The sequence below is a fragment of the Brevundimonas sp. genome, assembly GCF_003248455.1.
GTDB lineage: Bacteria > Pseudomonadota > Alphaproteobacteria > Caulobacterales > Caulobacteraceae > Brevundimonas.
Map to the genome: position 1 here is coordinate 1 of NZ_QFNM01000049.1, position 13,478 is coordinate 13,478.

Genomic DNA, 13,478 nt, shown 5'->3' on the forward strand with positions numbered 1-13,478 from the left:
GAACTTGTCGACCGCCTTCATCAGGCCGATGTTGCCCTCCTGGATCAGGTCCAGGAACTGCAGGCCGCGGTTGGTGTATTTCTTGGCGATGGAGATCACCAGGCGCAGGTTGGCCTCGACCATCTCCTTCTTGGCCTGGCGGGCCTCGCGCTCGCCCTTCTGCACGGTCTGGACGATGCGGCGGTAGTCGTCGATCGGCAGGCCGGCTTCCAGGGCCACGGCGGCGACATCCGAGCGGATGGTCGCGATCTGGCTGGCCTCGTTGTCGCTGAACTTGGTCCAGCGCACGCCCTGCTCCTTGATCCGGTCGGTCCAGGCGGGGTCCAGTTCGGAGCCGAAATAGGCCTTCAGGAACTCGGGCCGCGAGATGCCGTAGCTGTCGGCCAGGCGCAGCAGGCGGCCTTCCAGGCCGATCAGGCGCTTGTTGATGGCGTAAAGCTGCTCGACCAGGGCCTCGATGCGGTTGTTGTTCAGCTTCATCGTCTTCAGACGGTCCGAGATGGACATCGTCAGCGCCTGATAGGCCTTTTCGTCCTTGGCGCTCAGCGTCTCGCCCCTCAGCCGCGCCTGCACCAGCTTGTCCTGAAGCTGGCGGAAGGCGCCGAAATCGGCGGCGATCAGGTTCAGGACCTCCATCACCCCGTCGCGCAGCTCGGCTTCCAGCGCCGAGATCGACATGCCGCCGCCATCGTCGAAGTCATCCTCATCATCGTCATCGGACTCGGGCTTGTCCTCAGAGACTTGTTTTTCCTCGGCTTCTTCTCCCTCTTCGCTCTCCGGCTGGGCGGCGCCCGGCAGGGACGACGGGTTCAGCACGCCATAGGTGGCGTCCAGGTCGATGACCTCGCGCAGCAGGATGCGGTTGTTCTCGAGCTCGTCGCGCCAGACCATGATGGCCTCGAACGTCAGGGCGCTCTCGCAAAGGCCCGAGATCATGGCGTCGCGGCCGGCCTCGATCCGCTTGGCGATGGCGATTTCGCCCTCGCGGCTCAGCAGTTCGACCGAGCCCATTTCGCGCAGATACATACGCACCGGGTCGTCGGTACGGTCATAGGCGGCCTTGGCCGGGGTTTCGGCGACGGCGGTTCCGGCGGCGGCGGCCACGTCGGTGGACTGCTGCTCCTGCGCGTCCTCTTCGGCCTCGACGACGTTGACGCCCATTTCCGACAGCATGGCCAGGGTGTCTTCGATGGCGTCGGGCGTGACCTCTTCGGACGGCAGGACCTTGTTCAGCTCCTCCATCGTCACATAGCCGCGCGCCTTGGCCTGTTTGATGAACTTCTTGACGCCGGCGTCGGTCAGATCGAGCAGGGGCCCGTCGGTCGAAACCTCGGCGTCCTGCGTCTCGGTCTGTGCGTTCATAGTCGGTCTGTCTCCAGCCGGAAGGGTGATCAATCCGCCCCGGCGAAAAATACAATGCCCGTCGGGGCGTAAGGTTACGCGCCCGCGCTGTCTTCCCAAATCGTCCCGGCTTTGATCGCACGGCGAAGCGCATCCCGCTCGGCCTTAAGCCGGCGGAACGCCTCATCCTGCCCAGGCACGCCACGCGCCTGGGACAAGGCGTCCTCCAACGCGGCGACCCGCGTCGAAGCGTCGAACGCCTGCGACCATCGGACCCTTGCCTCGGCGAGGGGCGCATTTGCGGCCAGGAATGGCGCGCCGGACTTCGCCGCCGCCTTCTCGACCTCGCGCACTAAGGCATCATGACCCGATTGCGCCAGATGGCGTCGCAGGGCGGCGGAGTCAAGGCTCTGCCCAGACAGACGCAAACGAACCAGTTCCTGCGCCAGTCCATCCAACCCCTTGTCGCCGAATCCGTGGGCCGAAATCTCTTCCAGATGGTCGTCCATCCGCTCGGGATCGTCGATGGCGCCGTGGGCCAGGGCGGCGGGCACCGGCTCGATGGCGCGAAACAGCGATTGCATGGCCTGGGCTCCCTCGACGGTCTGGCCCAGTTTGGGCGGGGGGCCGAACCGGCCGCGCCCGCCCTGCCCCGGCGTCCAGGGCGCGCGCTGGGGCGTGCGCGGAAACAGGGCGTCGAAGCGTTCGAACAGGTCGCGGCGATACTGTTCGGCCAGGTCCCTGTCCTGGATGGCGGAGGCGGCGCTGCGCAAACGCGCCTTGAAGCCGGCCTTGCGCTCGGGCGTGTTCAGCGGTTCGATGTCCTGTTCGCGCCGGAACAGCACCTCGGCGAAGCCGTGGGTTTCGGACAGGGCCTGGCGCAGGGCGGGCGCCCCCTTGTCGCGCAGGATGTCGTCGGGATCCTGTCCTCCGCTCAGCAGACAGAACCGGAAGGATCGCCCGGCCCTCAGCAGCGGCAACGCGCGTTCGATGGCGCGATAGGCGGCGCGCAGGCCGGCCGCATCGCCGTCGAAACACAGCACCGGCTCGGAAGAGATGCGCCACAGCCGCTCCATCTGCTCCTCGGTCAGGGCCGTGCCCATCGGCGCCACGGCCGGCAGGCCCGCGCGCTGGCAGGCGATGACGTCCATATAGCCTTCGACCACGATGACGGCCTGGTCGTTCTTGCTTTCGGCTCCCAGGATCCGACGTGCTTCGGGCAGGCCGTACAGGGTCGCGCCCTTGTGAAACAGCGGGCTTTCCGGGCCGTTCAGATATTTGGCCCGGTCATCGGGGTTCATGGCCCGGCCGCCGAAGCTGACGATCCGCCCGCGCGCGTCCAGGATCGGGAACATCAGCCGGTCGCGAAACCGGTCATAGGGCTGGCCGCCGCTTTCGGGCGCGATCAGCAGGCCCGCCTCGACCAGGTCGGCGGGCCGGGCGCCGCGCTGGACCAGCGCCTGTTTCAGCCCCTCGCGGTCGTTGGGCGCATAGCCCAGGCCGAACCGCTCCCACTGGTCCTCGGGCAGGCCGCGTTTTTCGAGGTATTCGCGCGCCGCCTTGCCGGGCGTGCGGCGCAGATTGGCGGCGAACCATTTCTGGGCCAGGTCCATCCAGTCCGACAGGCCCGCCCGCTTCTGCTCGCGCTCGGCCTCCTTGGGGTCTTCGGCGGGAAGCTGCATCCCCGCCTCGCCCGCCAGACGCTGCACCGCCTCGACGAAGCTGAGCCGCTCCGTCTCCTGCAGGAAGGAGATGATGTCGCCGTGTTTGCCGGACGAGAAGTCGTGGAAGAAGCCCTTGTCGTCGTTGACGAAGAAGGACGGCGACTTTTCCTTCGAGAAGGGCGACAGGCCGACGTATTCCCGCCCCTGACGCTTCAGCTTCACCGTCCGCCCGATCACGTCGGACGGCCGAAGGCGGGCCTTCAGTTCATCGATGAATCTTTCGTCGAAACGCACCCGGCGATCCTTAGGCCCAGTCGGTCTCCAGGTCGATATCGGGACGATCAGGCGGCTCGTCCGGGCATCCCCCGAAGTCCGAACGAACCGCCGCATCGCAGAAGGCGTAGCCGCCGCGTCCCCCAACGCCTTGGCTAACGAAGTCCTAACGCCTCGCGGACCTGCATCTGACGCAAGGATCGGCGATCTGTCGAGAGGCCGACGGGGGCATCGCTGCGGATCAAGGCGAGACTGTGTCCTTTTCGCCGCGCACGCTTCGTCTCACCGGCGGCCGAAGGGCACGACCTTGTTGGCGGCGTCATGCCCGATATCGGCGGTTCCAAGAAAAGGTATGCCCGACCTCAGGCACCAGTAGCGAACGATCTCCTCCGGGGTCTGTCCGAAATCGGGATCGTTTGGCGTGACTTCCGAAACACGTCCCAGGCGAATTCCGGCCACACGCCGGATCGACGCCTGTCCCGTCAAATGAAACATCATCCGGTCGATCCGATAGGCGGCCTCGGCCACCTCCTCCAGCATCAGCACATGGCCGGTCAGGTCGGGCTCCAGCGCCGTGCCGGTCAACTGGTCGATGATGGTCAGGTTGAAGGCGACCGCCGGCCGCGGATCCAGCGCCAGCGACGGCTCGATCCAGTCGGTCCGCCCGGTCGTCAGCCACGACAGCGCCCCGTCGGCCGTCTCGTCGCGCCGCACCGAATCCGACGCCATCGGCCCGTGCGCCAGATGCTCGAACCCGGCCTTGTAAAGGCCGGCCAGCAGGCTGCCCGCATCGGAATAGCCCATGTAGCGCTTCTTGCGCGCCACCGCGTCCAGGCGCGGAATGACCGACTCGGCGATGCGGCACGAGCCATAGCCGCCGCGCGCGAACCAGATGGCGTCCAGGCGCGGATCATTGGCGAACTCGACGAAGGCGTCGGCCCGGGCCCGGTCGTCGCCGGCGAAATGGCCGTGCTTCAGGAAACACGCGGGATGGAAGACCACCGCCACCTCGCGGCCGGGATGACGCCGCGCCATCCATTCGTCGATCTGGTCGGCGCGCGCCTTGGCGAAGCGCGAACTGGCGCAGACGATGCCGATCTTGAAGCCGTTCTTCACGCCGCCTCCAGCGCGTCCAGCGTCTCGGCCGTCGAGCGGACACGCGCGATGCGCGGCAGGATATTGTCGATGGCGAAGGCGTGCCATTCGGCCGAGAAGGTGCTGCAGGCGTCCTCGATCACCACCATGTTGTATCCCAGGGACCAGCCTTCGCGCGCCGTCGATTCCACGCCCATATTGGTCGCCACCCCGGTCAGCAGCACCGTCGTGATCCCTGACCGGCGCAGATACAGGTCCAGGTCCGTGCCGTGGAAGGCTCCCCACTGGCGTTTGACGACGATCAGGTCCGGCGAGAGCGCCAGCATCTCGGGCCTCAACTCGGCGAAATCGGCGGGCAGGTCGCCCAGCGGCGCGGCGTCTATGGCGCCCTTCGGCGCCAGCGAACCGCCGGGCCCGAAATCCACCCGCACCGGCACGATCTTGCCGCCCTTGGCTTTCAGGGCGCGGGCCAGGGCCAGGTTGCGGTCGATCACGTCCTCGACGGCGTGGGGAAGGCGCGGCGCGGACAGAATCCCCTTCTGCAGGTCGATCATCACCAATGCGGTCTTGCGGGGAGCGAGTTCCAGGGCCACGACGTCTCCTGACGGAATCATTTGCACTTCAGCGCGCCGCCGTCGGGCGCGACGGCCCTTCCTATCGCACCATGACCGACAGCGTCTCCTACTTCTTCTGCGGCATCGGCGGGTCGGGCATGCTGCCCCTGGCCCTGATCGTCCAGGCGCGCGGCGCGGCCATCGAAGGGTCAGACCGCGCCCTGGACCAGGGCCGCACGCCCGAGAAGTTCGACTGGCTGCAGGCCCACGGCGTCGTCCTGCATCCCCAGGACGGGTCGGGCGTCACCCGCGCCGACCAGATCGTGGTGGCCACCGGCGCGGTCGAGGACACGGTGCCCGACATCGGCGCAGCCCGGCGCGTGGGGGCGACGATCAAGACCCGGCCCCAGCTGCTCAGCGAACTGTTCAACGCCGCCCCGACCTCCGTCGGCGTGGCGGGCACCAGCGGCAAGTCGACCATCACCGGCATGGTCGGCTGGATCCTGCACCAGGCCGGGCGCAACCCCACCGTCGTGAACGGGGCGGTGATGAAGAACTTCGCCGACGCCGACCATCCGTTCGCCAGCGCTCTGATCGGCGGGCCGGACCTGTTCGTGGCGGAGGTGGACGAAAGCGACGGCTCCATCGCCCGCTACGACCCGACGGTGGCGGTGGTGTCCAACATCTCGCTGGACCACAAGTCGATGGAGGAGCTGCGCGACCTGTTCGGCGGCTTCACCCGGCGGGCCGCGACGGCGGTGCTGAACCTGGACAATCCCGAGACGGCCGCCCTGGCCCAGATGCTGCCTGCGGGCAAGACGATCACCTTCGCCCTCGGCGAGGAGAAGGCCGACCTGTCCGCACACGACCTGCAACCCCTGCCGACGGGGATGCGGTTCCGCCTGATCGAGGGCTGGAGCGAGCATGACGTCGTGCTGAACGTGCCCGGCGCCCACAATGTCGCCAACGCCCTGGCGGCGCTGGGCGCGGTCCGGGCGCTGGGCGTGCCGACGGCCGAGGCGGTCAGGGCGCTGGAGACCTTCGCCGGCATCCGTCGCCGCATGGAGGTGGTCGGGACCGTCAACGACATCACCGTCATCGACGACTTCGCCCATAACTCCGACAAGATCGCCGCCACCCTGAAGACCCTGCACGCCTTCGACGGACGCCTGCTGATCCTGTTCCAGCCGCACGGCTTCGGCCCGCTGAAGCTGATGAAGGAAGCCTTCATCGATGGGTTCGCCGGTCTGATGCGCCCGCATGACATCCTGCTGATGCCCGAACCCGTCTATTACGGCGGCACCACGGATCGTAGCGTCGGCTCGCAGGACATCATCTCGGGCGTTCAGGCTGCGGGACTTCAGGCCGAGGCCCTGCCCGACCGCGCGGCCTGTGGCGACCGGATCGTCGAGACCGCTCGTTCCGGCGACCGGATCATCGTGATGGGCGCTCGCGACGACACCCTGTCCACGTTCGCGGCGGACCTGCTGGAACGACTACGGAAACAACCGCGGGAAAGTCAGTAGACGTCGCGGCGATAGCGGCCGTCTTCGAGCATCTCCAGCAGGACGTCCGCGCCCAACGCCTCTTCCAGCGCGGCGTGCACGCCCTGGGACATCCCCTCCAGGCTGCCGCACACATAGATGACGGCCCCGCGCGCCACCCAGTCACGCAGATCATTGGCCGCCGCCGCCGCCAGGTCCTGCACATAGCGGCCGTCGCCCGCGTCGCGTGAGAAGGCGCGATCCAGCCGGCTCAGCACCCCCGACGCCAGCCAGGCCTGAAGTTCGGCGTCGAAGAAGGCGTCGTGCGCCTGCGTCCGCTCGCCGAACAACAGCCAGGCCCCGCCGCCCGCCGCCGTGCGCGCCTTCAGGTGCGCCCTCAGGCCCGCGATCCCCGTGCCGTTGCCGATCAGGATCATCGGCGTCGCATCGGCCGGGCCGTGGAAGCTGCGGTTGGTCCTCAGCCGCATCCCGATCTCGTCGCCGACCGCCAGATCCTGCGTCAGCCACCCCGAGGCCAGGCCGGGCGAGCCGTCGGGGCGGCGCATCAGGCGGACCAGGAACTCGGCCCGCCCGTCGGACGGCAGGGAGGCGATGGAATATTCGCGCGCGCCCGGAACCACGCCGTCGCGTTCGGGCAGGCCGATCTCGGCGATGTCCCCGGCCTCCCAGTCGGGCGTCGCCCCGACCGCCTCGAACGCCAAATGCCAGGCCTCGCCGCCGGGACCGCCCGGATTGGCCAGGGTCCGCTCCACCAGCCGCCACGGGTGGTAGGCGGGGGGCGTCCAGTCGGGCGCGGCGGTGCGGCCGGTGATCTGGTTCAGCTGGTGCTGCCAGTGGCGGATGGCGCCGGTGTCGCCGTCGTCGACCTCGACCGTGTCGAACAGGGGCTGGGCGCCCGCGCGCCGCAACCAGCCGTCCACCGCATGGCCGAAGCCGCAGAAATGGTCGTAGGTGCTGTCGCCTAAGGCCAGTAGGCCGAAGCGCAGACCGCCCAGATCGGGGTTCCGGCTCATGATCTTTCCGACGAAACGGGCGGCGTTGTCGGGCGGATCGCCCTCCCCTGTCGTCGAGGCGATCAGCAGCACCCGCTCGGCGGACTTCAGCGCATCCAGGTCCAGGTCGGCGAAGGACAGCACCCGCGCGCCCACCCCGGCGTCGCCCAATCCGCGCGCCGTCATCCAGGCCAGTTCCTCGGCCAGCCCGGTCTGGCTGGCGAAGGCGACCAGGACGGGCCGCCCCTGACCCGTTCCCGCCAGGGCGTCGGAACGCGCGCGCGTCCGGGCGGCGGCGCGGCGTTCGCGCCAGACGGTGAAGGCGATCAGGGTCAGCCAGAGGCCGAACGCCCCCGCCGCCCACAGCCAGCGCTGCGGGTCGGCTGTCACCCCGGCCCGTCCTGTTCGGGATCGTCCATCAGGGCGGCGAAGGCGGGCGACATCCGCTCGACCGGACCGCGCTCGGTGCGCTCGACGAAATGCGCGGCCAGGCCTAGGGCCTCGGCGTAGTCCGGCCCCTCGAACGGCCCCATGACGGTTAGGGCCGTGGCGTAGGCGTCCGCCATCATGGCCGAGGCGTGCAGCACCGTGACCGAGGCCAGGTTGTTGGCCGCCGGTCGGCCGGTCGCACCGTCCAGCGTGTGCGGATAGAGGCGTCCGTCATGGACGAAGGCGCGCCGATAGTCGCCGCTTGTGGCCACGGCCAGGTCGAACAGGGCCGCCACGGTGCGGGGGGCCGGGTCGCCCTCGACCCGCTCGATCTCGACCCACCAGGGCTGGGCGTCGGGCTTGACGCCGCGGCCCTTCAGTTCGCCGCCGATCTCGATCAGGTGAGAGGTCGCCCCCATCGCCATCAGGCGGTCGGAGACCCGGTCAACCGCGTGGCCCTTGGCGATGCCGGAGAAGTCCAGCCTCATCCCGCCCATCTGCATCACGCCGCGCGCGTCGCGATTGAGCCGCAGCTTCCGCCAGCCGCTGACCGCCATCGCGGCGGCGATCTCGTCTTCGGACGGCAGGGGCAGCAGGGCCGGGCGCGGTCCCGGCGGACCGAATCCCCACAGATCGACCAGGGCGCCCAGGGTCGGGTCGACCGCGCCGTTGGTCTCGTCGCCCAGGGTCATGGCCGCGTCCAGCAGGTCCCAGAAGGGCTGGGACACCGCCCAGAAGCCAGCCGGGGCCGCGTTGAACCGGCTGATCTCGCTGGACGGCTCCCACGGACTGAACAGCGAAACGACGGCCGCCAGTTCTTCCTCGATGGCGACGCGGACAGAGGCCTCGCCGACCCCGGGCGGAGCGATGACGCGCGCGCTCCAGGTCGTGCCCATGGTCTGACCGCCCAGCGAAAGGATCACGTCGCTGGGCGGACGGGGCGGCGCGCCCTCGATGCGGGGCACGAGGACGCGGTTGTCGGCCCGATCCACCAGCGGACCGGAATCGCCGAGACTGACGGCGGGCGGCGCGGCGCGGGAGCCGCGCGGCGAGAAAGGCGTGTCGGACATCCCGCTCGCTTAGGGCAGGACTTCCACGACCGCCACATAGCTGGTGTTCGATCCCAGCGCAGCGCCCTGCCCCTCGGTTCGGACCGAGGCGTTCAGCCAGTACATGCCGGCTTCCGGCCAGGTGACGGTGAAGGCCCCGTCGGCGCCGGTGGTCACGGTCGATTCCTCGGGATTGTCGCGATAGCGGATGCCGCCGCGGGCCACGGTGACGTCCAGGCCCGAGGCCGGCTGGCCGTTGTTCAGCAGTTTGAAGGTCGCCGCCTCGCCCGCCACCAGGTCGTTGGGGTGGGTGACGGGAACCAGCTCCAGCCCCTCGCCGGTCGTCTTGAATACGGTGTCGGTGGGGTTGTTCAGGGTGACGAAGGTCTCGATCCGGCTGGCGGTGCGGGTGGCCTGGACGTCGGTCGCGCCTTGCGGCAAGGCGGCGGGGTATTCGGCCGCCGTCCCGCGCCAGCGCTTCTGCTCGCCGTTCAGCTTGTAGCCGGCCACGACGCCGCCCATGACGTTGGCGATCTTGTAGGTGCCGTTCTGCGTCAGATGAACGTCGAAGGTGGAACGGTACTGACCCTGCATGGCGTGTTCGGGCTGGACCGCCGAGCCGTCCGGCGCGGTGATGGTCAGGCCGTTCAGGCGCATGGCGGCGTGGTCGGGATTGAACACCTGGTTCGACATGCCGGCGTCGAAACCGACCCAAGCGTCCGCGCCCGACAGGGTGGTGGCGGTCGGCGCCAGCCAGGCGCGGTGCGCCTGGGCGGCCATCGGCGCCGCCAGGGCGGCGGCCAGGGTGAGGAGAGCGATCGTTTTCTTCATCGTCTGTATCCTTAGCGAGAGACGGCGACGCGCACGGCGCCCAGTTCGGTGGAGCCGGTTCCGGCCCCGGCGTTGGCCGCGCCCCAGCGGAAGGGCACGCGCACGACCTCGCGGCCGCCCAGTTCGCGGGCCGCCTCGACGACGATGTTGTATTGGCCGGGTTGCAGGTTGCGCAGGCGCGCGCCCGGCACGGCGATCGTCTGACGGCCCGGCGCGCGGGTGGCGCCCGAGACGCCGTCGGCCGGCAGGGCCATGGCTCGGCCGCCCTTGCGCCACCAGGTGCGCAGGTCCTTGAGCCAGTCCTTGCCGTCGCCCTCGTTGTTGCGGGTCTGCTGATACCAGACGGCCAGGGTGCGCTCGGCGGTCTGGTCCGGCTTTTCGATCCACACCGCCACATAGGGCCGGTGGTAGGAGGCGGTGTTCAGGCGGGGAATCTCGACCGAGACCGTCAGGTCGGCGGCCATGGCGGGGGCGGCCGCCGCAGCGAGACCGACCGTGGTGATGACGACGGGGAGAAGACGCATCGGAATACTCGTCAGTGAATGAAGATCAGGGCGATGACGACGGGAACGAGCAGGCCAAGGGCCGCCAGCGGCCAGGTCGAGGGCCGCCCCTTGGCGTGCAGGAACATCAAGCCCAGGCCCGTGACGGCGAAGACGACGCAGGCGACGGCGAAGACGTCGATGAACCAGAACCAGACGGTCCCGGCGTTGCGGCCCTTGTGCAGGTCGTTGAGGTAGGCGATCCAGCCACGGGTGGTCTTCTCGTGCAGCGTCTCGCCCGTTGAACGGTCGATCGTCACCCATCCGTCGCCGCCAGGCGCAGCCAGGGCGACATAGACTTCTTCGGGCGTGGTTTCGGTCGGTTTCCCGGCGATCTCGACCTTCAGCGCCTCGGCGGCCCAGCGGGCCACGGCGTCGGGCACAGGCTGGGTCGTCTCTTCGGGAAAGGTCGCCAGGCGTTGCAACAGCGGGGCCGGCAGGGCGGCCGTCTGTTCGACCGTCACCGGATCGCCGGGGATGGAGGCGGCGTGGTTCAGGGTGATGCCGGTGACGGCGAACAGGATCATGCCCGTCAGGCTGACCGCCGCCGAAATCCAGTGCGAGCTGTGCAGTTGCTTCAGCCAGAACGACCGCGCGCCGTTCAGCGCGGCCTTGGGCCTGGCCCCCTTGGCTTCCGGTTCTGACTGACGCTGTGCGGCGAGTTCGGTCACGCGGTCGCTGTGCCACTGTTGCGAACGGGTTGCAATAGCGTTCGCATGACCTGCGACATGGGCGTCAGACCTCGGCCCAGCGGCGCAGCAGGTTGTGATAGACGCCCGTCAGTTCGATCACCGCCTGATCCTTAGGACCCTTCTCCAGGCCGACGCGCTGGGTGGCGACGTCCAGCCGGAACAGCATTTCGCGGTCGCCGTCGTCGCGGATCAGGCTCTGCATCCACATGAAGGACGAAACCCGCGCCCCGCGCGTGACCGGCAGGACCCGATGCAGGCTCTTGGAGGGATAGAGGACCAGGTCGCCGGCCGGCAACTTGACCGACTGGGCGCCGTACATCTCCTCGATGATCAGTTCGCCGCCGTCGTAATCCTCGGGCTCGGACAGGAACAGGGTGGCCGACAGGTCGCTGCGGATGCGCATCGTCCCGCCGCCCCGCGCCTGACGGATGGCGTTGTCGACATGCAGGCCGAACTCGCCGCCCCCCTCGTAGCGATTGAACAGGGGCGGAAAGATCGTGTGCGGCAGGGCGGCGGCGACGAACATCGGATTGGCGTTCAGCGCGTGGACGATCAGGGCCGAAACCTCCTTGGCCACATCGGAATCCTCGGGCAGTTGCCGGTTGCGCTTGGCCGTCGCGGACTGGTGGCCCGAGGTCATGTTGCCGTCCGCCCAGGGGCCGGCGTCCAGCCGTTCGCGCAGTGCCTTCACTTCGGCCTTGGAGAAGACTTCGGGAATCTGGAGCAGCACGGGCGGTCTCGCTCTCGAAAGGAAGACGGCCCCGCCGGAAGGACGGGGCCGCCAGGATAGACCGGGGGAGGCGGTCTTTAGAAGCGCAGGTTCAGAAACGCAGGTTCAGGGCAAGGGTGGCCGAACGACCCGGCGCCGGATCGGCGTGGTGAACGCCGTTGGTGCGGATGATGTATTCCTCGTCCGCCGCGTTCTGCACGTTCAACTGCAGTGTGGCGCGATCTGTCAGGTCATAAGAGGCGAAGACGTCAAGCCGCGTATAGGCCGGTGCGTAGATGCCGTTAGAACCGCCGCCGGCGCCGCCCTGGTTCCCCCCGTTGGAGCGAGAAACATAATAGACGCCACCTCCGGCCGTCAGACGCGAAGTGACCTTGTAGGTCGAGAACAGACTGACATTATGCTTGGGCGTATTGGCCAGTTCGAGGCCTACATAAGGATTCGGAACGACGACACGCGGAGGGCCAGCCTGGACCGTCACAGCGCCGCGTACCAATTCGGAATCCTGGAAGGTATAGCCGCCGAATACCTGCCAGCGAGGCGTGATATTGCCCGAGACGCCAAGTTCGAGCCCCTTTACTTCGACCTCGCCCGCTTGGGCGTAAACGCCGTCTTCGACCAGAATCTGGGCGTTCTCACGCTTCAGGGTGAAAGCTGCGGCGCTCAGCTGCAGTTGATCACGGAACAGGCTGGCCTTGGCGCCGATCTCGTAGCTGGTGGTCTCTTCGGGATCCAGCAGTTCGGTGGCGAGGTTGCCCGTCCCCTGTCCTCCGCTGTTGTTCTGGTCGCCGCCGCTGATGGTGGGCGGAGTCGAAGACGTGGACCAGGAGGCATAGACGCTGGTGTTCGGGGTGGGCTTATACACCAGGCCCGCCTGATAGTTAGCGAAGTCCCAAGACGTCTCGGGAACTAAGGCGCCCGTGGCGCTGACGCCGTTCACAGCATACTCGTCCCAGCGAACCCCCAAATTCAGCAACCATTTGTCGGTCAACTCAATGGAGTCGAAAGCGAAGGCCGCCTTGGTCTTGGTGGAGTTTTTGGTCACGGCACCCAGTGTTTTCGTCCCGATCCAGGGATCGCCAGGATTGGGCGAATAAAGCAGCGTGCAGTCATAGGGCGTGCCCGTGCGCAACGGCGCAGGGCAGGCCGACCCGGACAGGGTGGTCACTGTCCAAGAGGCGTTCCGGTTGATCTCGTGAGTGAATTCGGCGCCGAGATCGAAGCTATGTTTGATGCCGCCCGTATTGAACGTACCGAACAGCTCGGTGACGTTGGCGGTGGTGTCGACAGGGTTCCAGCGCGACTTCAGGCCGCGTTTCATCCACCATGCGCCGTCGACCAGCACGGCATTGCCACCGTCGCCGGGGTTGGTCACGACATAGTCGTTCAAGGTTTCAGCATAGCGTGTCACGTTGCGGATCGTCAGGTTTGGGGAGAACCGATGCTCCAGCCTTAAGGTGGCGCTCTTGACCGTATTGTTCAGATAATCCCGCGACGTCAGCCCGTAGAAGGTGTCATAGGGCACATTAAGAATGCCTTCGGCGTTCTCGCGCGGCGCCGTTGCGCCGCCCCGCTTCGTATAGAGCGGAATGCCGTAGTCGGGCATCTGGTCGCTATCGAGGTAGTTGAAGCTTAGGATCGCGGTATTGTCGGTGTCGATGCCGACGCCGAACGAAGCGGCGACGCCAGTGACGTGCCCCTGAGAATTTCCTCCACGCGGAGCTAGAGTCCGGCCCTTGAAAGGACGGACGGAATGAAACGAGCGAGATTCACGGAAGAGCAGA

The 13,478-nt window shown here is 67.8% G+C and carries 12 protein-coding genes; 1 reads left to right on the forward strand and 11 read right to left on the reverse strand.

The genetic code is table 11. The features are described from left to right. The 4 genes from DI624_RS14915 to DI624_RS14930 form a co-directional block, all read right to left on the reverse strand. On the reverse strand, positions 1–1,362 hold a 1,362-nt coding region (locus tag DI624_RS14915; RefSeq protein WP_291540058.1), incomplete at its 3' end, for an RNA polymerase sigma factor region1.1 domain-containing protein. Positions 1,363–1,436: 74 nt separating this feature from the next. Then, complete coding sequence (gene dnaG, locus DI624_RS14920) at positions 1,437–3,299, reverse strand: DNA primase (protein ID WP_291540059.1); 1,863 nt, start codon at positions 3,297–3,299, stop codon at positions 1,437–1,439. A 261-nt stretch (positions 3,300–3,560) separates the two neighbouring features. Further along, complete coding sequence (locus DI624_RS14925; protein WP_291540062.1) at positions 3,561–4,394, reverse strand: LD-carboxypeptidase; 834 nt, start codon at positions 4,392–4,394, stop codon at positions 3,561–3,563. Beyond that, positions 4,391–4,966 (reverse strand): isochorismatase family protein, encoded by a 576-nt coding sequence (locus DI624_RS14930; protein ID WP_291540063.1) that lies wholly within the window; start codon positions 4,964–4,966, stop codon positions 4,391–4,393. The genes DI624_RS14925 and DI624_RS14930 overlap by 4 nt, the downstream gene beginning before the upstream one ends. Positions 4,967–5,037: 71 nt before the next feature. On the opposite strand from DI624_RS14930, the gene murC reads away from it, so the two are divergent. Continuing rightward, positions 5,038–6,453 (forward strand): Mur ligase family protein, encoded by a 1,416-nt coding sequence (murC, locus tag DI624_RS14935; RefSeq protein WP_291540068.1) that lies wholly within the window; start codon positions 5,038–5,040, stop codon positions 6,451–6,453. Here the strand turns inward: murC and DI624_RS14940 are convergent. From DI624_RS14940 to DI624_RS14970, 7 genes are all read right to left on the reverse strand, one after another. Next, on the reverse strand, positions 6,447–7,814 hold the full coding sequence (locus tag DI624_RS14940) for a sulfite reductase subunit alpha (protein ID WP_291540070.1): 1,368 nt from the start codon (positions 7,812–7,814) through the stop codon (positions 6,447–6,449). The two genes, murC and DI624_RS14940, sit on opposite strands and share 7 nt — an antisense overlap. After that, the gene (locus DI624_RS14945; RefSeq protein WP_291540072.1) at positions 7,811–8,923 is read right to left on the reverse strand and encodes an FAD:protein FMN transferase; all 1,113 of its coding nucleotides are present in this window, start codon (positions 8,921–8,923) and stop codon (positions 7,811–7,813) included. Before DI624_RS14945 ends, DI624_RS14940 begins: the two co-directional genes overlap by 4 nt. 9 nt (positions 8,924–8,932) lie before the next feature. Further along, on the reverse strand, positions 8,933–9,733 hold the full coding sequence (locus tag DI624_RS14950) for a DUF4198 domain-containing protein (RefSeq protein WP_291540074.1): 801 nt from the start codon (positions 9,731–9,733) through the stop codon (positions 8,933–8,935). Between the two features lie 11 nt (positions 9,734–9,744). After that, the gene (locus DI624_RS14955; protein ID WP_291540076.1) at positions 9,745–10,257 is read right to left on the reverse strand and encodes a DUF2271 domain-containing protein; all 513 of its coding nucleotides are present in this window, start codon (positions 10,255–10,257) and stop codon (positions 9,745–9,747) included. 11 nt (positions 10,258–10,268) lie between these two features. Further along, entirely contained in the window at positions 10,269–10,946 is a 678-nt protein-coding gene (locus tag DI624_RS14960; RefSeq protein WP_291540078.1) for a PepSY-associated TM helix domain-containing protein, read from the reverse strand. Positions 10,947–11,010: 64 nt separating this feature from the next. Continuing rightward, the gene (locus DI624_RS14965; protein ID WP_291540080.1) at positions 11,011–11,697 is read right to left on the reverse strand and encodes a Fe2+-dependent dioxygenase; all 687 of its coding nucleotides are present in this window, start codon (positions 11,695–11,697) and stop codon (positions 11,011–11,013) included. A 91-nt stretch (positions 11,698–11,788) separates the two neighbouring features. Then, positions 11,789–13,478, reverse strand: a 1,690-nt coding sequence (locus DI624_RS14970) for a TonB-dependent siderophore receptor (protein ID WP_291540081.1), incomplete at its 5' end; no start/stop codon positions are given.

Excerpts from the sequence above, each read along its gene's own strand:
- DI624_RS14950 (WP_291540074.1), bottom strand. The coding sequence starts at position 9,733 with ATGAAGAAAACGATCGCTCTCCTCACCCTGGCCGCCGCCCTGGCGGCG.
- murC (WP_291540068.1), top strand. The coding sequence starts at position 5,038 with ATGACCGACAGCGTCTCCTACTTCTTCTGCGGCATCGGCGGGTCGGGC.
- DI624_RS14955 (WP_291540076.1), bottom strand. The coding sequence starts at position 10,257 with ATGCGTCTTCTCCCCGTCGTCATCACCACGGTCGGTCTCGCTGCGGCG.
- DI624_RS14945 (WP_291540072.1), bottom strand. The coding sequence starts at position 8,923 with ATGTCCGACACGCCTTTCTCGCCGCGCGGCTCCCGCGCCGCGCCGCCC.